This window comes from Sulfurimonas gotlandica GD1 (assembly GCF_000242915.1).
GTDB classification, from domain to species: domain Bacteria; phylum Campylobacterota; class Campylobacteria; order Campylobacterales; family Sulfurimonadaceae; genus Sulfurimonas; species Sulfurimonas gotlandica.
The window spans coordinates 1,233,111-1,256,748 of record NZ_AFRZ01000001.1 but is presented as its reverse complement, the minus strand read 5'-3'; the positions used below and the strand labels follow the sequence as shown (position 1 = coordinate 1,256,748).

The 23,638-nt window shown below is 34.5% G+C and carries 20 protein-coding genes; 7 read left to right on the top strand and 13 right to left on the bottom strand.

Annotated features, from left to right (window positions below; all coding sequences use genetic code 11):
• Positions 1 to 122 precede the first annotated feature (122 nt).
• On the bottom strand, positions 123 to 1,454 hold the full coding sequence (purB, locus tag SMGD1_RS06210; RefSeq protein ID WP_008335835.1) for an adenylosuccinate lyase: 1,332 nt from the start codon (positions 1,452 to 1,454) through the stop codon (positions 123 to 125).
• 168 nt (positions 1,455 to 1,622) lie between these two features.
• Here purB and SMGD1_RS06205 point away from each other — a divergent pair, with 168 nt between their 5' ends.
• Positions 1,623 to 2,549: an RluA family pseudouridine synthase gene (locus SMGD1_RS06205; RefSeq protein WP_008336953.1), complete on the top strand. Its 927-nt coding sequence runs from the start codon at positions 1,623 to 1,625 to the stop codon at positions 2,547 to 2,549.
• Between the two features lie 448 nt (positions 2,550 to 2,997).
• Here the strand turns inward: SMGD1_RS06205 and SMGD1_RS06200 are convergent, their stop codons facing one another.
• The 4 genes from SMGD1_RS06200 to hisF all read right to left on the bottom strand — a co-directional run bounded on the left by SMGD1_RS06200 (position 2,998) and on the right by hisF (position 5,947).
• Positions 2,998 to 3,237: a hypothetical protein gene (locus SMGD1_RS06200; RefSeq protein ID WP_008336856.1), complete on the bottom strand. Its 240-nt coding sequence runs from the start codon at positions 3,235 to 3,237 to the stop codon at positions 2,998 to 3,000.
• A 316-nt stretch (positions 3,238 to 3,553) separates the two neighbouring features.
• On the bottom strand, positions 3,554 to 4,633 hold the full coding sequence (rlmN, locus tag SMGD1_RS06195; protein WP_008335825.1) for a dual-specificity RNA methyltransferase RlmN: 1,080 nt from the start codon (positions 4,631 to 4,633) through the stop codon (positions 3,554 to 3,556).
• Positions 4,633 to 5,175, bottom strand: a complete 543-nt coding sequence (locus tag SMGD1_RS06190; protein ID WP_008335321.1) for a phosphorylase family protein — start codon at positions 5,173 to 5,175, stop codon at positions 4,633 to 4,635. Before SMGD1_RS06190 ends, rlmN begins: the two co-directional genes overlap by 1 nt.
• Before the next feature lie 13 nt (positions 5,176 to 5,188).
• Positions 5,189 to 5,947, bottom strand: a complete 759-nt coding sequence (hisF, locus tag SMGD1_RS06185) for an imidazole glycerol phosphate synthase subunit HisF (protein WP_008335387.1) — start codon at positions 5,945 to 5,947, stop codon at positions 5,189 to 5,191.
• 220 nt (positions 5,948 to 6,167) lie between these two features.
• Here hisF and SMGD1_RS06180 point away from each other — a divergent pair, with 220 nt between their 5' ends.
• The 5 genes from SMGD1_RS06180 (at position 6,168) to fliI (ending at position 11,383) form a co-directional block, all read left to right on the top strand.
• A complete protein-coding gene (locus SMGD1_RS06180; RefSeq protein WP_008336836.1) occupies positions 6,168 to 6,632 on the top strand; it encodes a CZB domain-containing protein in 465 nt (154 codons plus the stop codon).
• A gap of 75 nt (positions 6,633 to 6,707) precedes the next feature.
• The gene (gene rsmA, locus SMGD1_RS06175) at positions 6,708 to 7,484 is read left to right on the top strand and encodes a 16S rRNA (adenine(1518)-N(6)/adenine(1519)-N(6))-dimethyltransferase RsmA (RefSeq protein ID WP_008335132.1); all 777 of its coding nucleotides are present in this window, start codon (positions 6,708 to 6,710) and stop codon (positions 7,482 to 7,484) included.
• 15 nt (positions 7,485 to 7,499) lie between these two features.
• The gene (locus SMGD1_RS06170; RefSeq protein WP_008336714.1) at positions 7,500 to 9,452 is read left to right on the top strand and encodes a ribonuclease J; all 1,953 of its coding nucleotides are present in this window, start codon (positions 7,500 to 7,502) and stop codon (positions 9,450 to 9,452) included.
• Between the two features lie 23 nt (positions 9,453 to 9,475).
• Entirely contained in the window at positions 9,476 to 10,060 is a 585-nt protein-coding gene (gene folE, locus SMGD1_RS06165; protein WP_008335682.1) for a GTP cyclohydrolase I FolE, read from the top strand.
• Positions 10,061 to 10,066: 6 nt separating this feature from the next.
• Positions 10,067 to 11,383 (top strand): flagellar protein export ATPase FliI, encoded by a 1,317-nt coding sequence (fliI, locus tag SMGD1_RS06160; RefSeq protein WP_008336592.1) that lies wholly within the window; start codon positions 10,067 to 10,069, stop codon positions 11,381 to 11,383.
• On the opposite strand, the gene SMGD1_RS06155 is transcribed toward fliI, so the two are convergent.
• The 6 genes from SMGD1_RS06155 to pyrG all read right to left on the bottom strand — a co-directional run bounded on the left by SMGD1_RS06155 (position 11,370) and on the right by pyrG (position 20,615).
• Positions 11,370 to 13,493 (bottom strand): WD40 repeat domain-containing protein, encoded by a 2,124-nt coding sequence (locus SMGD1_RS06155; RefSeq protein ID WP_008337012.1) that lies wholly within the window; start codon positions 13,491 to 13,493, stop codon positions 11,370 to 11,372. The genes fliI and SMGD1_RS06155 overlap by 14 nt on opposite strands.
• Positions 13,494 to 13,572: 79 nt before the next feature.
• Positions 13,573 to 13,896 carry a hypothetical protein gene (locus SMGD1_RS06150; protein ID WP_008335647.1) on the bottom strand — a complete coding sequence of 108 codons (324 nt, stop codon included), beginning with the start codon at positions 13,894 to 13,896 and terminating at the stop codon, positions 13,573 to 13,575.
• Between the two features lie 166 nt (positions 13,897 to 14,062).
• Positions 14,063 to 15,553 (bottom strand): NAD(P)/FAD-dependent oxidoreductase, encoded by a 1,491-nt coding sequence (locus SMGD1_RS06145; RefSeq protein ID WP_008336692.1) that lies wholly within the window; start codon positions 15,551 to 15,553, stop codon positions 14,063 to 14,065.
• 294 nt (positions 15,554 to 15,847) lie between these two features.
• The gene (locus SMGD1_RS06140; protein ID WP_008336898.1) at positions 15,848 to 17,329 is read right to left on the bottom strand and encodes a DUF3373 family protein; all 1,482 of its coding nucleotides are present in this window, start codon (positions 17,327 to 17,329) and stop codon (positions 15,848 to 15,850) included.
• A gap of 87 nt (positions 17,330 to 17,416) precedes the next feature.
• The gene (gene recJ, locus SMGD1_RS06135) at positions 17,417 to 19,006 is read right to left on the bottom strand and encodes a single-stranded-DNA-specific exonuclease RecJ (RefSeq protein WP_008335660.1); all 1,590 of its coding nucleotides are present in this window, start codon (positions 19,004 to 19,006) and stop codon (positions 17,417 to 17,419) included.
• Positions 18,996 to 20,615, bottom strand: coding sequence for a CTP synthase (pyrG, locus tag SMGD1_RS06130; protein WP_008336931.1), 1,620 nt, complete (start codon positions 20,613 to 20,615; stop codon positions 18,996 to 18,998). The genes recJ and pyrG overlap by 11 nt, the downstream gene beginning before the upstream one ends.
• A gap of 122 nt (positions 20,616 to 20,737) precedes the next feature.
• On the opposite strand from pyrG, the gene SMGD1_RS06125 reads away from it, so the two are divergent.
• Entirely contained in the window at positions 20,738 to 22,360 is a 1,623-nt protein-coding gene (locus SMGD1_RS06125) for a cation:proton antiporter domain-containing protein (protein ID WP_008336073.1), read from the top strand.
• 22 nt (positions 22,361 to 22,382) lie between these two features.
• On the opposite strand, the gene pyrE is transcribed toward SMGD1_RS06125, so the two are convergent.
• Complete coding sequence (gene pyrE / locus SMGD1_RS06120; protein WP_008335468.1) at positions 22,383 to 22,991, bottom strand: orotate phosphoribosyltransferase; 609 nt, start codon at positions 22,989 to 22,991, stop codon at positions 22,383 to 22,385.
• Between the two features lie 12 nt (positions 22,992 to 23,003).
• On the bottom strand, positions 23,004 to 23,561 hold the full coding sequence (frr, locus tag SMGD1_RS06115; RefSeq protein WP_008336567.1) for a ribosome recycling factor: 558 nt from the start codon (positions 23,559 to 23,561) through the stop codon (positions 23,004 to 23,006).
• Positions 23,562 to 23,638 lie beyond the last annotated feature (77 nt).

Genomic DNA, 23,638 nt, shown 5'->3' with positions numbered 1-23,638 from the left:
TACTTAACTTTGAGAATGATGAATTTGATTAAGTAATATTGTAGAAATTTTGAGCAATTTCAATGTATCATTGTAGATGGTGATTAGTATAACCATTCTAGTTATACTAAACCATTTCTCGCTTACTTTTTGAAGACTCTTTTAAATATACCATCTACGTTTTTCGTATAGTAGTCATAGTTAAAACATTCACGAATTTCTTTTTCACTTAATGAGTTTCTTAACTCTTCATCAGCCAATAAGTGATTTAGATACAAAGATTCACCATCTTCATTTGTTGTAGCTTTACCTTGCTGAATCTCTTCCCAAACTTTCATAGCATTACGCTGAACTATTCTATATGCATCTTCACGAGATACACCTTGAAGTGGAAGTTCTAAAAGTACACGCTGAGAAAATACAAGTCCACCAGTAAGGTTTAGGTTTCTCATCATATTTTCTGGGAATACTGTAAGGTTAGCGATTACGTTGTTCATACGGTGAAGCATAAAGTCCATAGTTATAAATGCATCTGGTAACCAGAAACGCTCAGTAGAAGAATGACTAATATCTCTTTCATGCCATAAAGCAACATTTTCCATAGCTGGTGCTGCGTATGCTCTGATCATTCTTGCAAGACCTGTGATATTTTCAGTAAGAATAGGGTTACGTTTATGTGGCATTGCAGAAGAACCTTTTTGACCTTTCGCAAAAAACTCTTCAGCCTCATATACTTCTGTTCTTTGTAAGTGTCTTACTTGAACTGCAAACTTTTCAACCGAAGAAGCAATGAGTGCTAAGGTAGTAGCAAGTCTTGCATAACGATCACGATGCACAACTTGGTTTGAGCAAGGCTCTGGTTTTAGTCCAAGTTCTGCCATAGCATACTCTTCTAGTTCAAGTGGTGCATGTGCAAAGTTACCCATAGCTCCAGAGATTTGTCCTACAGCGATAACTTCCATAGTCTGCTCAAGGTTTGTCAGGTGACGAGCCATTTCATCATACCAAACAGCTAAAGTCAAACCAAAAGTGATAGGCTCACCATGGATTCCATGAGAACGTCCAACCATTAAAGTCATCTTATGTTCTTCGGCACGCTTCTTGATTGATTCCATTAACGTCTTTACATCATCAATAATAATATTTAAAGAGTCTCTCATTTGAAGTGCAACACCAGTATCAACTGCATCAGAACTTGTCATACCATAGTGGAACCATCTTGACTCTTCGCCTAAGCTCTCTGATACACTTGTGTTGAATGCAATAAGGTCATGCTTAGTAACTGCTTCAATCTCTTCAATACGTTCAACTGAGAATGTTGCATTTTTTACAATCTTATCTGCGTCGTCTTGAGGAATCTTTCCAAGTTTTGCCCAAGCTTTAACCGCAGCTTTTTCTACTTCTAACCATGCAGCATATCTTGCATGTTGTGTCCACTTTTCTGACATCTCTGGTCTTGCATATCTTTCTACCATTCTATAGGTTCCTTATGATTATTATGTTTTGAGCACATCTAAATTTTTTCAATGTTTATAAATGAGCTTTTTATGTGTACACTTATTTTTATGCTAAAATTCGCACATAATAAAGTCACTTATTCTACAGAAAAGTTTGTAAAATATTGATTAAATGAGGATTAAATTTTGCCATTTGTAATGAAGAAAATGTATGCACCAATAAAGCAAAAAGCTTTTCTATATCTTATAAAAGAATTGGACTATACACAAAAAGAAGCACAAAGATTAATAGCTAAAGGTCGCCTCTTTATAAATGGTGAGCCTATGACTAGAACAGCTGGTGAAATAGAAGGTGAATTTGAATTTATATACTTTGAGCCAATCACAAAAGGTTTGGAGGCTACAGCTGTTTATGATGAGTTTGTTGTATTTGATAAACCAAGTGGAGTTCTTATTCATCCTCAAAATAGAAAGACACCCTACTCTCTAATAGATGAACTGAAATATCAATACGGAAGAGATGCAAACATAGCACATAGAATAGATCAAGAGACTAGCGGACTTGTTTTGTGTGCAAAAAATAAAGAAAGTGAAAGAGATATTAAAATGATGTTTGAACAAAGAGATATGAAAAAGAAATATCTCGCACTTGTTCACGGAGAGTTAAAAGAAAGTATATGTATAGAAGAACCACTCCTAAGACGTGAAGATGAAAGTGCAATAGTTAGAATGGTTGTAAAGGTTCATGAGGAAGGAAAAGCTTCTAAGACTGATATAAGACCTCTAAAGTATTTTGCGGAGACAGATATGACTTTAGTAGAGTGTTCACCATATACTGGAAGACAACATCAGATAAGAGTTCATTTGTTTCATGTGAAACATCCAATCGTTGGAGACCCAATATATGGACAAAGCGAAGAAGATATAGTTAAGTTTTTAGATAAAGAGCTAGATGCTGAAAAAAGAATAGAACTTAGCGGTGCTTCAAGGTTACTGCTTCATGCAAATGAGCTGGAGTTTGAACTTTATGATAGTGTGTATAATATAAAGAGTAAAGTGGATTTTGAGCAAATATGTTTAGAATCTATGATTACTAATTCACAATGTGAATAACATTCTCAGATTTTTAAAAGACATTCATATAACAAAATCACATTATTGTTGTAATGCTTATTAAAGCCCTATATTTAGGGCTTTAAGCTATGTGAAAGCATTGTGAATTCAGAATAGATTTATATAAAATAATTCTTAAAAAAATAAAGAATTTCCTAATTTATTTTCTATAATGCTAAAAGATATTCACAACTTAGAACAATGTGTGAATAATGCACATTATCGATAAATTTTGAAATTTCTTTTATTTATTATTCTTTTTTAAGAGAATTTTGAAATTCTATTACTATAAAGCATTACGGTTGTAAAATAAGTAATTTTTATTCTCTTGTAAAGTCATCTTAATTTTTAGAGAGTCTTGTAAGTTTGGAAGATTATTTTTCTATAAGAAAAGTAGGGTATTATTACATTTATAAACGACCTCCCTGGTGTGTTGGTCGTTTAGTATTTATACTGCGTTATATCTCTTTATGATTTTTTTCACACGATTTTTTAAATTACGCAATGCCTCAACGCTAGTTATACCATCAGCAGTTAAATTTTCAAAACCATCATCGAATTGTGCTTTTGCAATCCAACCAATTTTTTTGTGATACTTAATACCAACAAAACGTACATCACCAAAGTGCAGTTCACAAAGATCGTAAATTCTTTTAATACGGTCTGTATTTGTTTTATTTTCAGCCATTATCATCTTCCTTAATGTTATTTCATAAAATGAAAGCAAGCCTTCATTTATTTGTCCGAGAAAGGAGCAAAAATCCCTTTTTCTTCGCTTTGGTCTATAAGACCACTCATCGTGGAGAAATGCTATTGGTTAGCATTCCTAAAAGTTAGCCTCATTGAGGCTGATTGCTTACTATACTGGTATTTTATCATAAGTAGATTACAAGTAGTTTATTAGTCTTCTTTTTCGTCATCGTTTGTAGCAGCTTTTATGAATCCTATTAAACCAACTGCAAAAACTGCTATTAAAAAAACTATTTGAAATATTTCTATATAGCTCATTGTATCTCCCCTTCAGTCTTCTCTTTAAGTTGACCACATGCAGCGCTGATATCTATGCCCTTAGAGTCTCTTATAGTACATAATAAGCCATGTTTGATTAAATAGTCGGCAAATGTTACCATATCTTCTTTAGAGGGTCTGTCATAGTCTGTTCCTGGATAAGGATTAAAGTAGATTAGGTTTACTTTTGCTTTTATACCATGAAGTAGTTTAACAAGCTTCTTTGCAGAGCCCAAATCATCATTTTTTCCTTTTATAACTAAATACTCAAACATTACCCTTTTTCTAGTATCTATAGGAAAGCGTTTAACAGCTTCTATTATAGAGTTAATATTGTGAGCTTTGTTCATAGGAATAAGTTCTGTTCTTAGTTCATCATCAACAGCGTGAAGTGATATAGCTATATGAACACCTAAATCCATCTTGCCAAGCTGATCTATCTTATTGCTAAGGCCACTTGTAGATACTGTTTGACGTTTACCTGAGATACATAAGCCATCATCTTCTTTAAATATTTCTATTGCCTTAGCTAGATTATCTAAGTTATCCAGAGGTTCACCCATCCCCATGTAGACAATGTTTATTTTTCTGTTATGTTTGTGATCATTATCGCACTTTAAAGTTACTACCTGAGCTACAATCTCTCCAGCTGTAAGATCTCTCGTAAAACCACCTTTTGCAGTCAGACAAAAAGAACACCCTACTTTGCATCCAACTTGAGTTGAAACACAGATAGTATATTTAGCTTCTTGAATTACTTCAGCATTTTCATCAAGTTGAGTATCTTTCATTTTAAGCCAAACAGCTTCCATCGTTTTACCATCTTGCATCTGAAGAAGATACTTAATTGTTCCGTCAGTTGAGACTTCTTTATTTACAATAGTAAGAGGATTTACTACATATTTCTCTGCAAGTTCTTCTCTCAATGCTTTTGGTACATTCTTCATGTCATCAAAACTTTCGGCATATTGATGGTAAAGCCAACCAAAGATTTGATTGACTCTAAAGCCAGGTTTGATTAAAGTTTGTAGTTCTTTTTTTGTAAAATCAAGTAATGATGGTTTTGTGTTAGTCATTATTTAGTTAGTTCCTTGATTCTATTTTTTACATGTGTACTTAACAGTTCTTTAGCTTTTTCATGGTTCTTTAAAAAGTCTTCATGAGCATTTTGGTTTGTATAGTTAGTTATACAAAATACTCCTCCAGCAGGAATATTAAATTCCTCTGCTATTTTTAAAACACTAAAAAATTCCATGTTTTCTATTCCCACTCCAAAGCTTAAAAACTTTTTCGTAAGTTCTGCATTTGTAGATATATAGTTAGACGAATTTACTATAACATCTTTTATGGTGTTATCTATGTTAGTAGATACTACATTGTCTAATGGAGTGTAAGCATCTGAGCTAAGAAAAGCAAGTTCAATATTTGAAGCTGTTTTAGATTCTACAATATCAAATATATTATGGTTTCCATAACTCCCAGCCGAACCAATAAAAAGTAAAAACTCTGGTTTATCAAACAAACATAGTCTTGTTAGATTCATGGCAGTTTCAATTAAGCCTACTCCAGTCGAAAGAGCAAAATCAAAGTTTTCGTTATTTCCAGCGCATATTATCATCTATATATACCTCTTATAGTCTAACAGGAATGTTATTATTATGAAGGTAGTGTTTTAAATCCATTATATCTATTTCTTTGTAGTGAAATATACTAGCAGCCAGTGCTGCATCTGCGCCATGCTCAAAAGCTTCTTTAATATGCTGCATAGTTCCAGCTCCACCACTAGCAATAACTGGTACATTTACCGCTCTGCTAATTTGTTCTGTGATGTTTAGCTCAAAACCGGCTTTAGTACCATCAGCATCCATAGATGTCAGAAGTATTTCTCCACTTCCGCGATTCACAACTTCTTTCGCCCATTCTACGGCATCTATACCCGTATCAACTCTACCACCGTTTAAAAAGACATTATATTTATTGCCTGTTCTTTTAACATCTATAGCAGTTACAATACATTGAGAACCAAAACGTTTTGCGCCTTCATCTATAAGTTCAGGTCTTTTAATAGCTGCTGAGTTTACACTAACTTTATCACAACCAACATTTAAAAGTTTGTAGATATCATCTAGTCTTCTTATACCACCACCAACAGTAAGAGGAATGAAAACTTCACGCGCTACTTGGGCTACAATATCTACTATAGTATCTCTATTATCGCTAGATGCTGTAATGTCTAAAAAAGTGATTTCATCAGCACCTTCTTCGTTATATCTTTTTGCAACTTCTACAGGGTCACCTGCATCTCTAAGTCCAACAAAGTTAACTCCTTTTACAACACGTCCATCTTTAACATCAAGACAAGGGATGATTCTTTTAGCGAAATAGTTCATAATAGTAATAGCCTCGTATAATATATTGCAATTATACAATTTAAGACTTATATTTAAATATAGTTTTAAAATAAGCTCAAAATGTTTCATGTGAAACATTGTCTCATGAATATCTAATAAATTTGATTATTAATATTCATTTTATTATTAATATTCATTTTATTAAAAATCGTTATAATAGTGACAAAAAACTAAACTAAAGTATATATAGGAAATTCTTATGGATAAAGAACATGTTCTTGGGCATTTACGAGCTGCAAAATCTGCCCATATAAAATGGGTTCAAAAAGCAAAACTTCTTATCAATGGTATAGACGTTAAAGAAGACTCCATTCCGGTTGATTCTACAGAGTGTAAATTTGGTCAATGGTTTTATAGTGAAGGACAGATATTAAATGCTCTATCAAATAACCCTGTGGAATGCATGGTAAAGATTGAAAGATTACACTTTAATCTGCATGATGTATATATGAATATATTTAACATATATTTTAATAAACCAAAAGATGGATTTTTTGCAAAACTTTTTGGTAAAAAAAATAGTATTGAAGATTATGAGGCAGATAAGGCAAGACAATATTATGTAAATTTAGAAATAATATCAAAAGAACTTCTAGAAGAAATCAATAGATTAGAGAGAAGATTAATAGCAGTTCCAGAAGAGAGAATCAAAGAGTTAGTTTAGGTCTTATTTAAACAATTATTAAATTTACCAAGAATATTAACTTATTGTAAGTAAAATTACTATACACTCTTGCCCATGAATAAAAATAGCGTAGTGGCTAAGAAGAAATTTGGACAGAATTTCCTAAAAGATGAAGCAGTATTAAGAAAAATAATCGAAGCGATGCCCAAAAGCGATAATAAAGTCGTAGAAATTGGCCCTGGCTTAGGTGATTTAACTAAATATTTAGTAGATGTCAAAAGTGTAGAAGCTTTTGAGGTCGATACCGATTTGTGTAAACTATTACAAAGTACATTTAAAGAAGAGATTGCTACCAAGCGACTCCACATAAATTGTGGGGATGTTCTACAAGCTTGGCAGAGTAGCCTTATTGATGAGCCGTATGATTTAGTGGCGAATTTGCCATATTATATTGCAACAAACATCATATTGAAAGCACTCGCAGATCCAATGTGTAAAAATATACTTGTAATGGTACAGCTTGAAGTGGCAGAAAAATTTTGCGCGCATGAAGGTGAAAAGGTATTTGGATCTTTGAGTGTTATAACTCAAAGTGTAGGAGAGGCGCATATTGTTATGCAAGTTCCACCAACTGCTTTTGAACCTCCGCCAAAAATAGATTCTGCTGTTTTTCTTATACGAAAAAATGCTGATAGAAGTGATGAGGATTTTGAGGGCTTGCTTAGAGTTGCATTTAAGCAACCCAGAAAAACTCTTATGAAAAATCTATCGGCAAATTATGAGAAGAGTATACTTCAAGAAGTTTTTAATGAGCTCTCGCTTGCACTAACGATTCGTCCTCATCAAGTATCTACACAAGACTATCACCAACTCTATAAAAAAATAATATAAATAAAAGGAGTTTGGATGGAAGAAGAGAATCAAGGGAATAAGGAAACTAACCCTCAATCAGACAGCAAACCAAATGAAAACAATAGAAGACCCAATAGCAATACTAATAGAAATAACAACAGTAATGCTAAGCCAAATGCAAATGCCGCTAACAAAGGTACTAACCCAAATAATGCAAATAAAAATAAAAATCGTAGTCGTAATCGTAGACAACCTACCCCGACCGATGAGAATTTAAAAACATTTGTAGGCAAAAATCAAGAAGCTCACAAGCAGAGACTAAACCCGCATTATAAACTAGATTTAAATTCTAAAGCCAAAATACGTATAACTCCACTTGGTGGTCTTGGTGAAATTGGTGGAAATATAACAGTATTTGAAACTGAAAATGAGGCTATACTAGTTGATATTGGGATGAGTTTCCCAGATGAAGATATGCATGGCGTAGATATTTTAGTACCTGATTTTACTTATCTTCGTGAGATTAAACATAAAATAAAAGCAGTAATTATTACTCACGCTCACGAAGATCATATTGGTGCAATGCCATATCTTTATAAAGAGATGCAGTTCCCTATTTACGCTACACCACTTCCTCTTGCAATGATAGGTAATAAATTTGATGAACACCATATTAAAGAGTGTAGAAAATATTTTAATCCAGTTGTAAAAAGAGAAGTTTATGATATCGGTGAAGACTTTAAAGTTGAGTGGATGCATATGACTCACTCTATTTTAGATTCATCTTCACTAGCTATAACTACAGAAGCTGGTACAATTATTCACACAGGTGACTTTAAAATTGACCATACTCCAGTAGATGGTTACACAGCAGATTTACATAGACTTGCTCACTATGGAGAGAAGGGTGTATTATGTCTTTTAAGTGATTCTACAAACTCTTATAACACAATACCAACTCCATCTGAGTTAAGTGTTGCTCCAGCACTTGATCGTGTGTTTGCTAAGGCAGAAGGGCGTGTTTTACTTTCAACTTTTAGCTCAAATATTCACCGTGTTTTCCAAGCAATTCAGTATGGTGTTAAATATGGTCGTAAAGTTTGTGTGATTGGTCGTTCAATGGAGCGTAATATTGAAATTGCTATGCAGTATGATTACATCAAACTGCCAAAAAGTATCTTTGTAGAGCCTGATCAGATTGCTAATATGAATGACAAAGAAATTCTTATAGTTACAACTGGTTCTCAAGGTGAACCAAGTTCAGCACTATTTAGAATGTCAATAGGTGAGCACAGACATGTTAAGATTAAGCCAACGGATTTAATTGTACTTTCTTCTCGTGCAATTCCTGGTAATGAAGGCTCAATTTCAGGAATGTTAAATCACCTACAGCGTGCTGGTGCAAAAGTAGCATCTGAAAGAGATATTCACGTTTCAGGTCATGCTTCTATGGAAGAGCAAAAGCTTATGCTGCGTCTTGTAAATCCTAAGTTCTTTTTACCGGTTCATGGTGAGTATAACCATGTTATGAAGCATAAAGAGACTGGTATTATGTGTGGTGTTCCAGAGAGAAATATCATGCTTATGACTGATGGTGATCAGATAGAGGTCGCTCCTAAATATATGCGTAAAGTTAAAACAGTTAAGACTGGTAAGACATATATTGACAACCAAAATAATCATCAGATTGAAGATGATATTATTCTTGATCGTCAAAAGCTAGCATCTGATGGTATCGTTATGCTTGTTGCTCAAGTTGATGGGAAACACTGCAAAATGCAAGCAAAACCAAAAGTTACTACATTTGGTATAGTTGCAGATAAGCAAGACAAAGCTTTTGCTAAAGAGATGGAAGATATACTAGAAAACTTTTTATTACATGTTAAAGATGGACAGATTGAGAACCCAAGAGCACTTGAGAATGATCTCCGTCAAATTGTAAGAAAACATATCTTTAGAAAAATGAAGAAATATCCACTGATAGTTCCTCATGTACTTATATCGTAGGACATATCTTTAAAGGCTAAACTTTGAAAAAAAAAGAAGATATAGAGTTTGAAAATGCTGTAAAAACCATGATGCTTCATGTTAATGAAGATCCAACCAGAGAAGGTCTCTTAGAGACTCCTGGTAGGGTTAGAAAAGCTTATGAGTTCATATACGGTGGATATAAAGAAAATCCAAAAGAGATTTTGGAAAAAGCACTCTTTACAAGCTCAAACGATGAAATGGTACTTTTAAAAGATATAGAGTTTTACTCAACTTGTGAGCATCATCTACTTCCTATCATAGGTCGTGTGCATGTTGCTTATATTCCAGATGGAAAAGTAGTAGGACTATCTAAAATACCAAGAGTTGTAAATGTCTTTGCTCGTCGCATGCAGATTCAAGAACAATTGACAGAGCAGATAGCAGATGCTATTATGGAAGCTATTGCACCAAAAGGTGTAGCAGTTGTAATTCAAGCTCGCCATATGTGTATGGAAATGCGTGGTGTTGAGAAGATCAACTCTACAACTACATCTAGTGCACTTCGTGGTCTTTTTAAAAAAGATGAAAAAACAAGAAGTGAGTTTTTTTCTCTGATTAATTCACCTACAGGTACTAGATACTAACCCCTTATGCCATTTAAATCACTTAAAGATAAGATCTCATCTAAAAACTACTCAGTAGCATTTGGTGAGGTTATAAAAATCAATGCTACAATTATTACGGCCAAAGGTCTAAGTGTTAGCATAAGTGACATGGTTAAAATCATATCAAATTCTACTGCTCAAGAGACTATGGGTATGGTTACAGAGATTGATGGTGCAACTTTTTTTATTACTCCCTTTAGTTTTGTAGAAGGTTTTTGTTCTGGTGACAGAGTGTTTTTGGATCAAACCGGTATGAATATCCCAGTTGGACAAGCTCTTCTTGGAAGAGTAGTTGACCCTTTTATGCGTCCTATAGATGAAAAAGGTACTATAAGCAGCATAAAAATGTCACCAATCATTAAAGCTCCTATAGCTGCTATGAAAAGAGGAATGATTGATGAGATTTTTAGTGTTGGTGTAAAAAGTATAGATGGACTTTTGACATGTGGAAAAGGCCAAAAACTTGGTATCTTTGCAGGAAGTGGTGTCGGTAAATCAACTCTGATGGGTATGATCGTTAAAGGTTCTACTGCTCCTATTAAAGTTGTAGCCCTTATTGGAGAGCGTGGAAGGGAAGTCCCTGAGTTTATAGAGAAGAATCTTGGCGGTGATTTGGAGAATACTGTAATTATTGTGGCAACTTCTGATGATTCTCCACTTATGAGAAAGTATGGTGCTTTTGCAGCGATGAGTGTCGCGGAGTACTTTAAAGACCAAGGCTTAGATGTTCTCTTTATCATGGATTCTGTTACAAGATTTGCTATGGCTCAAAGAGAGATTGGTCTGGCTCTTGGTGAACCACCGACTTCAAAGGGTTATCCACCATCATCTTTAACTCTCCTTCCTCAGTTAATGGAGCGTGCAGGAAAAGAGGATGGCAAAGGCTCAATTACCGCTTTCTTTACAGTTTTAATCGAAGGTGATGATATGAGTGACCCTATTGCTGATCAATCTCGTTCTATTTTAGATGGGCATATTGTGCTTTCTCGTGAACTTACAGATTTTGGTATATATCCGCCTATTCATATTTTAAACTCAGCATCTAGAGTTATGAATGACATCATTTCAAAAGAACATCTGCAAATGGTTATGAAGTTCAGAAGGCTATATACACTTTTAAAAGAGAATGAGATGCTGATTCGTATTGGCGCTTATGTTAAGGGCACAGATTCAGAACTTGATGAAGCAATGAATAAAAAAGAAGGTATGGAAAAGTTCATGTCTCAGGATGCTAATATGCAGACAAATTATCAAGATACTTTAGATGAACTTACCGCTCTTATGTCTTCTAATCAATTATAAGTTTTGAATTTATCCAGCTGTCTCTAGATGAATTTTCATCATTAGGAAGAGTGATAGCTAACTTTTGACGTGTTATAGTCTCATATTTGGCCATTAAAGAGCTTATCTCACTATCTTTAGTAAAGATATCTATGTAAGAGTAAATAACGCTCTGTGCACTCTTAAATTTCTTTTTAGAGAGAAAATATTTAATCTGAACTTGAAAACTAACTCTTAGCAGATCACCAATTCTGTCTTTTCGGCCATCAAGGGTTATTAACTCTCCAAGTGCAGCTTTAATACTTTGAATATTTCCCTTTAGTGCATACTGCTCACATTCATCCATGAGTTTTAGCCAGTGTTTTTGTAAAAGTTCCCCAAGTTCGCTAAAACTTAGATGTGGGAACAGATCTATTAGCTCATAACAAGAGTAAAAGTCATCTTTTTCATACAACTCTTGAAGTTTGAGCATCTCATCACACATAGAATGGAGTTGTTTTACCCTTTGAGCAAAGCCAGGCGTTCCTTCTAACTTTGCTAAACTCTTTTTAGCTAGATCTATTTTATTCTTTTTTATATAGGCTTCGATTCGATTGACAGACTTTTGAATATCACTTTCAAGTGTTTCATATATTGGCATCTGAGTAAAGAGACTATTTTGACGTGATATTTCATTTACTCTTTTAAAATCTTTTTTATCCAATGCTCTTAAAAATTCTATAAACAGATCATTATGTTTTAGTATAAGCTGTATAATAGGTCTCTTTGCAGTAACGGTTATGTACTCTTTTAGTAGTGCTTTAGCATAGTCTGGCTTGCCAAGTAGTATATGTCTTTGTGCATTTGTAAATGTCTCTTTCCATCTACTCTCCATGCTCTCGTATTGTGTGGTAATCTTTAGTGCGGGAAATTTACTGCTCATTGCATAAGCAAGAGCATATTTTTTTTCCATATAAAGAGTTTTAAATCTGTTGTAGTTTGCAAAGGATTGAAATAATAATCTTATTGATTCTTGTTTGGAATCTACATCTCTGTATATCTGCATTAGTTGATTTGCTAATTCTTTATTTTGATTTATAAGAGCCTTAGCAGCACCTAAATATGCTTTATCATACATTTTTTCCAAAGATCTATGTTCTAATGTATCTTGCAGCATAGGTTCTCTCGCGATAAGCTCATAAGCAGCGTCTAGTGAGTTATGAAGAATGAGAGAACTTAATCTTTCACGGCTTGGAAGTTCAACATACAATATCTTTTGATTTTTAAGAGAGATAATTAATGTTTTAGAATCTAAGGCTTCAACACATTGGATATCATCAGGAAACTCAATATAGTTTTTATGAACTATTTTATAATCTTTTGAATCAATAATAAGCATAGTGTTTGTATTAGAATGTACTATTAAATATTTTGTATTAGGAATAGAGATGATTTGATTAGTTTTTCTAAATGGCAAGCTTATACTTTTTATAACACTATTATTTGGTATAGATATAAGCTGTAAATTACCATCATTGTCACCACTGATAATGGTGTTTTCATTTAAAAAACATAAAGCATTTTTACGTGATGTTCCGTGAAGAAGTACATTTTTATTTGAACCTGAATATATATCAATAATAAAAATAGCACCACCATAACCGCTTACAGCTAAAAGATTTTTGTGAAATGTAATGGCACTTACAAAGTTTTTCTGTATTCTTGTTTTTGGTCTTTGGTAAGGAAAAGAGCAGAGTCTTGATAGCTGAGAGTTTGAATTGTATTTAAACAAAAGAACTCTGCCTTCACTGTTTCCAGCGATAATGTATTTAGAAGATAGATCAAAAGATAAAATAGTCAAGCACTCATTATCAAGATAAATACTTTTTATGACTTGTTTATCCGCCATATCAGCAATATGAAGGTGTGTGTTTGTGGAATAGGCTATAAGCTTAGCATCTGGAGAGAAGCATACGGCTGTTGCGTTGAAGTTAAGATGTTCATTTTTAAAGCTTAGTTCAACACCACAATCTTGCGTATTAATAACTTTCGCACCATGATACTTTGTTGAAAAAGCAAAGGAGTTAGCATTAAATTTTGTAAAGGCTGTTACTTCTGAACGAGCTTGTTGGCAATCATTGATTATAGGCATATAAAATTATATGGAAAAAAAGTAGTTTTGAGGCTTAAGTGAGAGAGGGCTGAGTCACAAAGAGTGACTCAAGAGTTAATTAACAAGATGGAACGTTACCACTGTCATTAGCATACTCATGAAAGAAATCATAGTAGTGATCAAGATATTTGCTGTCTAAAGCTTTATCTGAAGCTTTTGGACAGATTTTTTTAAGTTCATCTGCAAGCTTACCTTCTTCTTTAAAAGTTTCCCACTCACCTTGAGAGTGTTGAGTAGCCATTTTGGCACCATTCATGTTACAAGAACCTTTAAGTTTTTTAAGATAAAGTTTTTGACCTTTAGCAACATCTGCATTTAGTGTAACAGAACTCATACCCAGCATTAACATAGCAGCAAGTGCGATTTTTGCAATTTTATTCATTTTTTCTCCTTATTTTGTTTGTACATTCTAGCTAATATATTATAAAAATTATATATATTATAAAAGTAAAATATAATATTTGATATTTATGTAACATAATAGAAAGAATTTTTAGATTTTTTTGAAAGAGGATTAAAGTGAAGCTCTTGCTTCACTTTAAAAATGGTTACGCTCTACCAGCAAGCATACCATGGATAGTCATAGGTTTAAGTGCATAAACTTTTAATAACCACCATATCCATCTTTCTTTAGTTGGATCAAGTGGGAATGAAGCAGCATTTACGCCACTGCCTGGTTTCTTAGAAGCCCAGTTAAACTCAGCTAACATAACAGTACCAATACTTGTGATAAGTGGACATACTGTGTAACCGTCATATTTACTTGGTAATGATTTACCTTCCATTGTAGCTATTAGATTGTCAACAACAACTTTGTATTGTTTACGAGCAGATCCACCAGTTTTACCCATAGGAACAGCAGCAACATCACCTAAGCACCAAACATTTTGAAATTTAACATGTTGTAAAGTTTCTTTATTTACCGGTACCCAACCTTTACCAGAGCCAACTGCTGATGAACCAACAACATCTGGAGCTTTCATTGGAGGAGTAACATGCATAAAATCATAAGGAACTTCTACACGTTCGTGCTTAACAACCATTTTATATTCGCCTAGGTCATCATCGAATGCACCTTTTTCTTCCCAGTGGTGATCAAATACAGCAATTTTACTAGCTTGATCTACTTCTACTAGATTATGCTTGTAGTGCCATTTGAAACCTCTATCTTTGAACTGTTGAACGATTGCAGTATGGTAATCTTTGATACCGAACATTCCGCCACCATTTGGATAGAAAGTTAATTCAACTTTATCTCTAACACCAGCTTCTTCTAAGCGAGCATTTGTAAGATACATAATTTTCTTCGGTGCACCACCACATTTAATTGGTGTATTTGGGTGAGTAAACACAGCTTGTAGTTTTTCAGGACCTTTGTGAGCTTTAGCTTTAGCTACTAACTCTTCAATACCTTTCCATGTTGCAGATGCACCATCTTGGAAATATATTGAGTGAAGACCGTCTTTACCTATACCACTATTTTTAACAGCAGCATTATCTTTGCCAGATGAAGTAATAACACCATCAAGACCTTTTACAGCCCCGTAGTTAAGCATAAGACCAGTAGCAATAATCATTTGGTCATAAGAAACTTCTTTTGAACCATCAACAGTAACAGAGTTGTTCTCTGGATTAAAAGCAGTAACACTGCCTTTGATTAGTTTAACACCACTTGGTAAAAAATCATCTCTTTTATATGTGATATCTGAAAGATCCCAAAGACCAGCACCTACTAGAGTTTGACCTGGTTGGTAAGATACAGAAATTGGATCTGGTTCAATTACAGTTATATCAGCATTTGATAAAGTGTTGTTAAGTCTTGCCGCAGTACTCATACCAGCTAAACCACCACCTACGATAACAATTTTACCTTTTGCACTTGAAGCAGAAGCTGAAGCAGCACCTACTGTAGCACTTGCTAAAATTGATGCAGCTAATGGAGATACTGTTAAATATTTCATAGCCTCACGACGAGACATAATCTCCGGGTGCTTATCTACTTCATTTAGAATTTCTTCTAAGATTGCGTTTTTTTTCATACTTCTTCCCCTGTATTTTGATAAAGTAAGATGATTGTACATGTTAGAGGCTTAATTTTTTTTTAAATATAGGAGAAGTTTATAACTTTAGCTGATTATATCACTGTTGTGTGATAGGATGTTTAGTTTTAGCATATTTTTGTATATAAAACTATCAAAAAATGTAGATTGAAAAAAGTAGTAAAATAGCGTAATCAAGGGGTCTGTAGACTTTTTTATTATAATTATTATAAGTTTATATAAACTTACTATTTATTTTTGATAAGGAGCTCTTTTTGAGCCCCTTAACATTATTTAATATCTGTATCTAAAATAAACACGGATATCTTGTGCAGTTTTAACAGGGTCTGAACCTTGTAGTGCCGCTGCTGCAACTTCTGTTGAACTTGATAAGTCAATTGGTGCACCGCCATTTCCGAAGAAACCATTTGAGCCACTATAATCATAATCTAAATATGTATATCTAATTTGCATAGAGAATACATCATCTATAATAGGTTGAGTCCAATAAGCTTCATAAGCACTACCACGAGTAGCCATTTTAGAACCAACCATAGTATCTTCACCATAAGTAAATGGTCTCCAGTATTTTGAACCATGGTTATACTCTAAACCAAATTTACCACCAGTCATATTTGGCATCTGAGTACCGATCCAGTATGATGTACCAGATTTTTGTTCAGTTGAGCCAAGCATGGCGTCCGCAGCATTTGTGCTATCTGGTCTTGTTTGAGACCAAGCAAATGAAGCAAATATAACAGTACTGTCCAAGAAATCATTGATTTCATTACCTATACCATCTATTTTACCAGAGATAGCCGCTCCATCCATTTCCCCAAGACTTTTCATCAGCATAGCCGGAACAGCTGCTGTAGGAGCAGCAGGCGGTACATAAGATGGATTATTTACCATTCCTGGTACATTGAATCCACGATAATACTTAGTCATAAGAGAATATTGACCGTTATCATATGGCTTAAAAATTACTCCTAGCATATCTACATTATCTAAAGCACCGCTTACTTCTGCATAGTTCGGAGATACTGCGCCCCCACCACCTGCATAATATGTTGCACTAGAAGCCCATGAAGCAGCATTTGTAAGTCCGCGACCAAGACAAAGTTTAACATACATACCAGATACATACTTATCTAGTTGAACGCTAGCGCTTGCACCATCAAATTCCATATTGATTACGTGGCCCATTGGAGATTTCGCTTTATCATCATCTCTAAGGTTGATTAGGTAGCCATTAGTTGCAGGACGACGACCAACACTTAGAGTTGTTGGGAAACCACCAACAGTAGGAGTCCATAACCAGTATGCTTCTCTTACTTTTAAAGTATCATCTGTTAGGTTTTCATTGATAACCCAGTCAAATGTATCAAAACCATGACCAGTTCCTCTTTGCGCGTAACTAGCACCGAAAGCTTTGTTAAAAGAAAGTTGACCCTTAAAAATCATAGTGTCAACTGGAGCATAGCCCATACCTAACCATAAACGATTTGAGTATAGAGCGTCATTGCTGTATTTCTTTTTGCCGACAGTTTCATATTGTATGTTATCGTACGAAGTTCTAAAGTCAACATCAAACTTTAAGTTATCTTTAGCCGCAAGTGCATTAACACTACTTATTTTTTCTGTATTTTTAGTTTGTTTTTTCTCTAAGGTTTGAACTTTTTTAGTTAGCTCATCAATTTGTGACTGCATATCTGCATTTGCATAAAGAGCTGTACTTAAAAAAGCAACCGTTGAAAGTGCGATAATTTTTTTCATGTATTTCCTTTTTTTATTATAAAGTTATCGAGCATTGTAACATAATTATAATTATAACTCTATGTTATAAGTTTTTATTATAGGGCTTTAATAGACTTTTGTTACTAGAAGTTGCAAAGATATTCTTCCATTAAATTCGTTTTTTGCAACTGTATAACTGCAAGATATTTTTCTATCAGTAGGCATCTCTAGAACTTGTCTAAACAAAATAAGTTCTAAAGTTTTTCTGTCGTGAGGGTGTTGTTTTAGAGTGATTTTACAGTGTGATTTTTCTTTTCCCATAGTCTTAATACTTACTATTTCTGCATCTCTAAGTAAGAATGATGGACGATGATTAGCTTCTCCATATGGCTCAAAACTCTGTAGTAAATTTAGTAGTTCAAAATCTATATCTTCACTTGAAAGTATTCCAGTTACTTTTTCTTTTGGAATGAAATCTTCAGGGTTAAGCGTAGAAGCAGTGAAATTTATGGCATCTCTAAAAGCTTCTATATTTTCTTCTTGAAGCCCTAAGCCGGCTGCCATCTTATGTCCACCAAACTTAGTTAACAAGCGTTCATTTGCCTTTATAAGCTCGTAGATGCTTATCTCCCCAATACTTCTGGCACTTCCTTTTGCCACACCGTTTTCGATGCTTAGCACTATCGCAGGTCTGCCAAATTTATCTACAAGTCTCGCTGCTACTATTCCAACAACTCCCTCATGCCAGTTCTCTTTAGCTACAACAATCACATCAGCATCTGGATTTGCATCTGCTATGGCTTCTTTAGTAGCTTCAGCTTCTGTCTCTTTTCTAAGATCATTAAGCTTTCCTAGAAGTTCAAACTGTTTATATGCTGTATGAGTGTCTTTTGCACAAAAGAACTCTAGAGCTATAGAAGCATCCTCGAGTCTTCCAGCAGAGTTAATTCGTGGAGCTATCTGAAATGCTATATCTTCAGAAGTTATTGTGGACTTGTTTAAAAAATCTCTGATGACTATAGAAGCAGGTCTATTTGAGTTCATTAGAACTTTTAGACCCTCTTTAACCAGTGTTCTGTTTATATCTATCAGAGGCATAATATCAGCTATGATTGCAATGGCTAATATGTCCAAAAATTGTCTCATGTCTATAGATAAACTTAACTCTTTTTTTACAAGGGCTAAGAGTAACCAAGCTACTTGTGCTCCGCATATCTCTTTAAACGGGTACTCGCAAGATGAGAGTTTTGGGTCAACTATAGCGTATGCATCTGGAAGAGAATCATCTGGTGTATGATGATCTGTTATTATTAGGTCAATATGGCGCTCTTTACAAATACGAGCGGCTTCAAGAGCGGAGATGCCATTGTCTACTGTTATGACTAAGTCAGCATCTACTCTCTCTAAAACTGTGGGACTGACACCATAGCCATCTGTAAAACGGTTTGGGATAATAGCATCTAGTGGGTATGGTATCTGTCTAAAAAAGTCCACCATTATGGCTGTGGAACTGACCCCATCTACATCATAATCACCTACAAGAGTTATTTTTTTATTATTTCTTATAGCATCTGCTATTTTTTTAGCAGATTTATCAGCATCTTGAAGCAGGGAAGGATTTGGGATTTGTGAGAGTTTCTTGTCTTCACTCTCAAAACGATTAGATAGCAGCTCAAAAAGAGATGACTTATCTAAGTTTGTTATACTATTCAGCACTCAAACTTGCTTTAACAAACGCAAGTATAGCAGGGTTTGGAGTTTGAAGTCTTGAAGTAAATTCAGGGTGAAATTGAACACCTAAGAACCAAGGGTGACCCTCTATCTCAACAGTTTCAATAAGACCATTTGACTCACCTGTAACAATCATTCCAGCTTTTTCTAACTGTTCACGGTAAGCAGGATTAGCTTCATAACGGTGGCGGTGTCTCTCAAAAATAGTTTTTTCACCGTTGTAAGCTTCTCTAAGGATTGAGCCTTCTTTTGTATCACAAGGGTACTCCCCAAGTCTTAGAGTTCCACCCATTGGTGAAGTATGCGTTCTTAACTGCATACCTCCGCTTTGGTCTAAAAAGTTATCTATTAGATAAACCATTGGATGCGGTGTGTTTTCATCAAATTCTATTGAGTTGGCATTTTCAAGACCAAGTACATTTCTAGCATACTCAACAAGTGTTAGTTGCATTCCAAGGCAGATTCCAAGGTATGGAACTTTGTTTACACGAGCGTACTCGATAGCTTGAATTTTACCCTCAACCCCACGACTTCCAAAGCCTCCGGCAACTAAAACAGAGTCGCAGTCACCAAGAAGTGCCTCAGCACCTCTTTCTTCGATCTCTTCAGAGTCAACCCAGCAAATATCAACTCTTGTATCAAGATGTGCACCACAGTGAATAAGTGATTCAGTTAAAGATTTATAAGCTTCTTTTAGTTCAAGATATTTTCCAACAAAACCGATTACTACACGATTTTTAGGCTGAACTATTTTTTTAACTAAAGAATCCCACTCTTCCATATCAGGATCTAACTCACCAAGGTCAAGTTCTTTTGAAATTGGTTTTAAGATATTTTGTCTTAAAAATGTAACAGGAATATCATAAATTGTTGCAGCATCCAACGCTTCAATTACACTATCATTTGGGACATCACAGCTCATTGCAAGTTTTTTCTTAAAAGTTTTAGGAAGAGGATATTCACTTCTAGCAATAATCATCTGCGGAGTTATACCAATACGACGAAGTTCTTGAACTGAGTGCTGAGTAGGTTTAGACTTCATCTCGCCTGCTGCTTTGATATAAGGGATTAGTGTTACATGAATAAAGAAAGTTCCAGCAACATCATCATCATGTTTCATTTGGCGAATTGCTTCCATGAACGGAAGCCCTTCTATATCACCGACAGTTCCACCAAGTTCAACAATAAGTATCTCATGACCTTGACCAGCGAGCTTGATGCGGTTTACAATTTCCCCAACTATGTGAGGAATAACCTGAATTGTTTGACCAAGATAACCACCTGCGCGCTCACGCTCGATTACACTTGAGTATACTTGCCCCGTAGTAAAGTTGCTTGACTTTAGATAAGAACTGTCAAGAAATCTCTCATAGTTTCCGATGTCTAAGTCAGTTTCTGCTCCATCTTTTGTAACGAATACTTCACCGTGTTCAAGAGGGCTCATAGTACCAGGATCAACGTTGATATATGGATCGATTTTTAGCATGCCCACTTTTTTACCGGAGTGTTTAAGTAAAGTACCAACACTAGCAGCTGTAATCCCTTTTCCAAGAGAACTCAAAACCCCACCGGTAACAAAAATGTATTTAGTCATGCAAAAACTCCAAAAAATATTTTAATAATCGCGAATTATAGTATAGAATCTCTTAAAATCTGTATAGCTGTATTTAGTTTATATAGTATATAATGGCTATAAATTAATCAACAAGGGTTTAAATGGATACCGCACTACTTTATATCGTGATGGCCTTAGGCGTTTCTACGGTTTTAAACCTGTTTTTGAAGCGCCTTGGTGTCTCACAAATCATAGGATATATCCTTACTGGTACGATATTAGTCTACGCTTTTGACTTAAGAGATATGGATAACTCAAGCACTCTAGAACATATAGCTGAATTTGGTATAGTCTTCTTAATGTTTACTATTGGACTTGAGATCTCTTTGAGAAAAATGAATAGTATGAAAATAGAGATATTCTTAAATGGTTCCATGCAGGTAGGGTTTACTGCCTTAGTTGTTTATTTAATAGCACATTATATATTTTCACTAGATGCGATTTCTGCACTTATTGTTTCATTGGCTTTTGCTCTGTCATCTACAGCGGTAGTTCTCAGTTATTTAAAAAGCTCAAAAGAGATATATAACCCTTATGGTCAACGTGCAACCGGTATACTTATTTTTCAGGATATTGCAGTTATCCCTATTTTGATCCTGCTCGGGTTTTTAACAAGTGAAGGCGATCAGTCAGTTGCGGTGATTTTAAAAGATACAATAATTAGTGCTATAGTTGTTATGGTATTAATGTTTGTTGTGGGTAGAAGAGTCATGACTTGGCTTCTTCATTTTTCTGCATCTAGCGAAGTGGATGAACTCTTCATGGGCTCTGTCTTGTTTATTGTTGTAAGTGCCTCACTTTTAGCGTCATTTATGGGTTTTACATATTCTCTTGGTGCTTTCGTAGCGGGTATGATTATTGCAGAGACTAAATATCATCACAAGGTTGAGCTAGATATTGCTCCATTTAAAGATATCCTACTTGGTACATTTTTTATAGTTGTCGGAATGAAGATAGATGTTTTCTATTTTATAAATAATATTGCTGTAATTATAGGTATTTTTATTCTTGTATTGATTTTAAAAAGTATTATTATGTACTTGTTGCTTCGTATTACTTCTTCGCATGTCTTATCTCTAAAAACAGGTCTCGCATTATCACAAGTTGGAGAATTTTCTTTCGTAATCTTTGCTGTAGCAAGTATGGGAGGCCTTTTAGATAAAGAACTAGAATCTCTTCTAACTCTTGTGGTTATCTTTTCTATGATGGTAACCCCATTTTTTATATCTAGGATAAATAGATTAGTCAGTAGTATTACCCACCATGAATATTTAGGTTTAGATACTTCTGCTTTTGTTTCAAGGGAAAATCATGTAATCCTTTGTGGATACAGTATTGTAGGCAAATTTGCTGCCAAACATCTAGATGCTATTGATGCTCCTTATGTTGTGATAGATAATAACCCAAAGCATGTTCAAGAGGCTTTATTAGAAGGCAAAGAAGCTTATCTTGGAGATATGTCTAAGTTGTCAATGCTGGAAGCTCTTCATGCTGAGAGTTCAGCTGCTGTTATTGTCACCCTTGATAATATAGATAAAAAGAAAGCTATATGTGAAGCAGTATTAAAACATACAAAAGACATTAATCTGATTGTGAAAGTTGCTACTTTAGAAGATAAAGAGGCTCTTAGTGGTTTAGATATTACGGTTGTTGTGGATTCAAAATTAGAAGTAGGGCGAATACTCGTAGAGCGAATGATGACTTGTCAGTTAAAATACAGATAAATTCTGTACTTTAACTTGTATATTAATTTCCCCTACTTCCTGGCTTGATTGCTTCGCTACCGTCTTTACATAAAGGACATGCATCTGGAGAATACATTTCAAATGTAAAGTCTGCTAATGCAAAAAATGGAATATCTTGTGGAAGTTTACAGTTTGGTTTAGTCTCTACATCACTATTTACACGTTTACAAAAACCACGGTTTGCAAGTGCTGCTACACCAACAATCTCCCCGTCAAGTTCTTTAACAACAGCTGCTGCTTCCATTGCAGATCCGCCAGTTGTAATGATATCTTCACACATTAAAACTTTTTCACCTTTACCTACTTGAAAGCCTCTACGGATGTTCATAACACCGTCAACTCTTTCAGCAAAAATAAAACGAACATCAAGCGCTTGAGCTAAAGCAAAACCTGCGATTAGACCACCAAGTGCCGGAGCACAAACTGTATCTATTTCAAGTCCACTGGCCTTGATTTGTATAGCTAACTCATCAGCAAGTAGTTTAGCTGTTTTTGGATCTTCTAAAACTTTTGCAGATTGTAGATAAAACTGTGAGTGATTTCCACTACTTAATTTAAAGTGCCCTTCTAAAAGAGCATCTGCATCCATATATATTTTTTTAACATCCATCTAATTGTGTCCTTATACTTTAAGTATTTCTGCTTCTTTATCTTTTAATATTTGTTCAGTATTTGCTGAAAATTTATCAGTGATTTTTTGAATATTATCTTGAGCAGATTTTGATTCATCAGCTGTTATTTCTTTGTCTTTTTCAAGTTTTTTGATTTGGTCATTTGCATTTTTTCTATCATTTCTAAGAGAAACTTTTGCATTTTCACCCATGCCTTTCATTTGTTTAACTGATTCTTTTCTTTGCTCAACTGTCATAGCTGGAAAAAATAGTTTGATCTGGTCACCATCATTATTTGGATTAGCCCCAACATTTGCTTTTGATATAGCTGATTCAATAGCAGGCAAAAGATTTTTTTCCCAAGGATTCACAACAATCGTAGTCGCATCAGTTGCTATAATTGAGCCAACTTGATCAAGAGAAGTCATTGTTCCATAATAATCAATTCTTACATTGTCTAAAACAGATGTTGTAATTTTACCTGTTCTAAGTGTTTTAAAATCTCTTTGCATATGTTCTATGCTTGATTTCATCTTTTTTTCACATGCGTCATATATTTCGTTTAGCATTTGTTTTCCTCTATTGTTTGAAAAATAATTACGATATTGTAGCGAGAATTTTTTTAAATGATATAAAAGTGGTTAAA

What these genes read in the sequence shown, in the direction of transcription:
- SMGD1_RS06145 (WP_008336692.1), bottom strand. Translation starts at nt 15,553, where the DNA reads ATGAAAAAAAACGCAATCTTAGAAGAAATTCTAAATGAAGTAGATAAG.
- purB (WP_008335835.1), bottom strand. Translation starts at nt 1,454, where the DNA reads ATGGTAGAAAGATATGCAAGACCAGAGATGTCAGAAAAGTGGACACAA.
- SMGD1_RS06125 (WP_008336073.1), top strand. Translation starts at nt 20,738, where the DNA reads ATGGATACCGCACTACTTTATATCGTGATGGCCTTAGGCGTTTCTACG.
- SMGD1_RS06180 (WP_008336836.1), top strand. Translation starts at nt 6,168, where the DNA reads ATGGATAAAGAACATGTTCTTGGGCATTTACGAGCTGCAAAATCTGCC.
- SMGD1_RS06170 (WP_008336714.1), top strand. Translation starts at nt 7,500, where the DNA reads ATGGAAGAAGAGAATCAAGGGAATAAGGAAACTAACCCTCAATCAGAC.
- SMGD1_RS06200 (WP_008336856.1), bottom strand. Translation starts at nt 3,237, where the DNA reads ATGGCTGAAAATAAAACAAATACAGACCGTATTAAAAGAATTTACGAT.
- SMGD1_RS06190 (WP_008335321.1), bottom strand. Translation starts at nt 5,175, where the DNA reads ATGATAATATGCGCTGGAAATAACGAAAACTTTGATTTTGCTCTTTCG.
- SMGD1_RS06155 (WP_008337012.1), bottom strand. Translation starts at nt 13,493, where the DNA reads ATGCCTATAATCAATGATTGCCAACAAGCTCGTTCAGAAGTAACAGCC.
- frr (WP_008336567.1), bottom strand. Translation starts at nt 23,561, where the DNA reads ATGCTAAACGAAATATATGACGCATGTGAAAAAAAGATGAAATCAAGC.
- rsmA (WP_008335132.1), top strand. Translation starts at nt 6,708, where the DNA reads ATGAATAAAAATAGCGTAGTGGCTAAGAAGAAATTTGGACAGAATTTC.
- pyrG (WP_008336931.1), bottom strand. Translation starts at nt 20,615, where the DNA reads ATGACTAAATACATTTTTGTTACCGGTGGGGTTTTGAGTTCTCTTGGA.
- SMGD1_RS06140 (WP_008336898.1), bottom strand. Translation starts at nt 17,329, where the DNA reads ATGAAAAAAATTATCGCACTTTCAACGGTTGCTTTTTTAAGTACAGCT.
- pyrE (WP_008335468.1), bottom strand. Translation starts at nt 22,991, where the DNA reads ATGGATGTTAAAAAAATATATATGGATGCAGATGCTCTTTTAGAAGGG.
- rlmN (WP_008335825.1), bottom strand. Translation starts at nt 4,633, where the DNA reads ATGACTAACACAAAACCATCATTACTTGATTTTACAAAAAAAGAACTA.
- fliI (WP_008336592.1), top strand. Translation starts at nt 10,067, where the DNA reads ATGCCATTTAAATCACTTAAAGATAAGATCTCATCTAAAAACTACTCA.
- hisF (WP_008335387.1), bottom strand. Translation starts at nt 5,947, where the DNA reads ATGAACTATTTCGCTAAAAGAATCATCCCTTGTCTTGATGTTAAAGAT.
- SMGD1_RS06150 (WP_008335647.1), bottom strand. Translation starts at nt 13,896, where the DNA reads ATGAATAAAATTGCAAAAATCGCACTTGCTGCTATGTTAATGCTGGGT.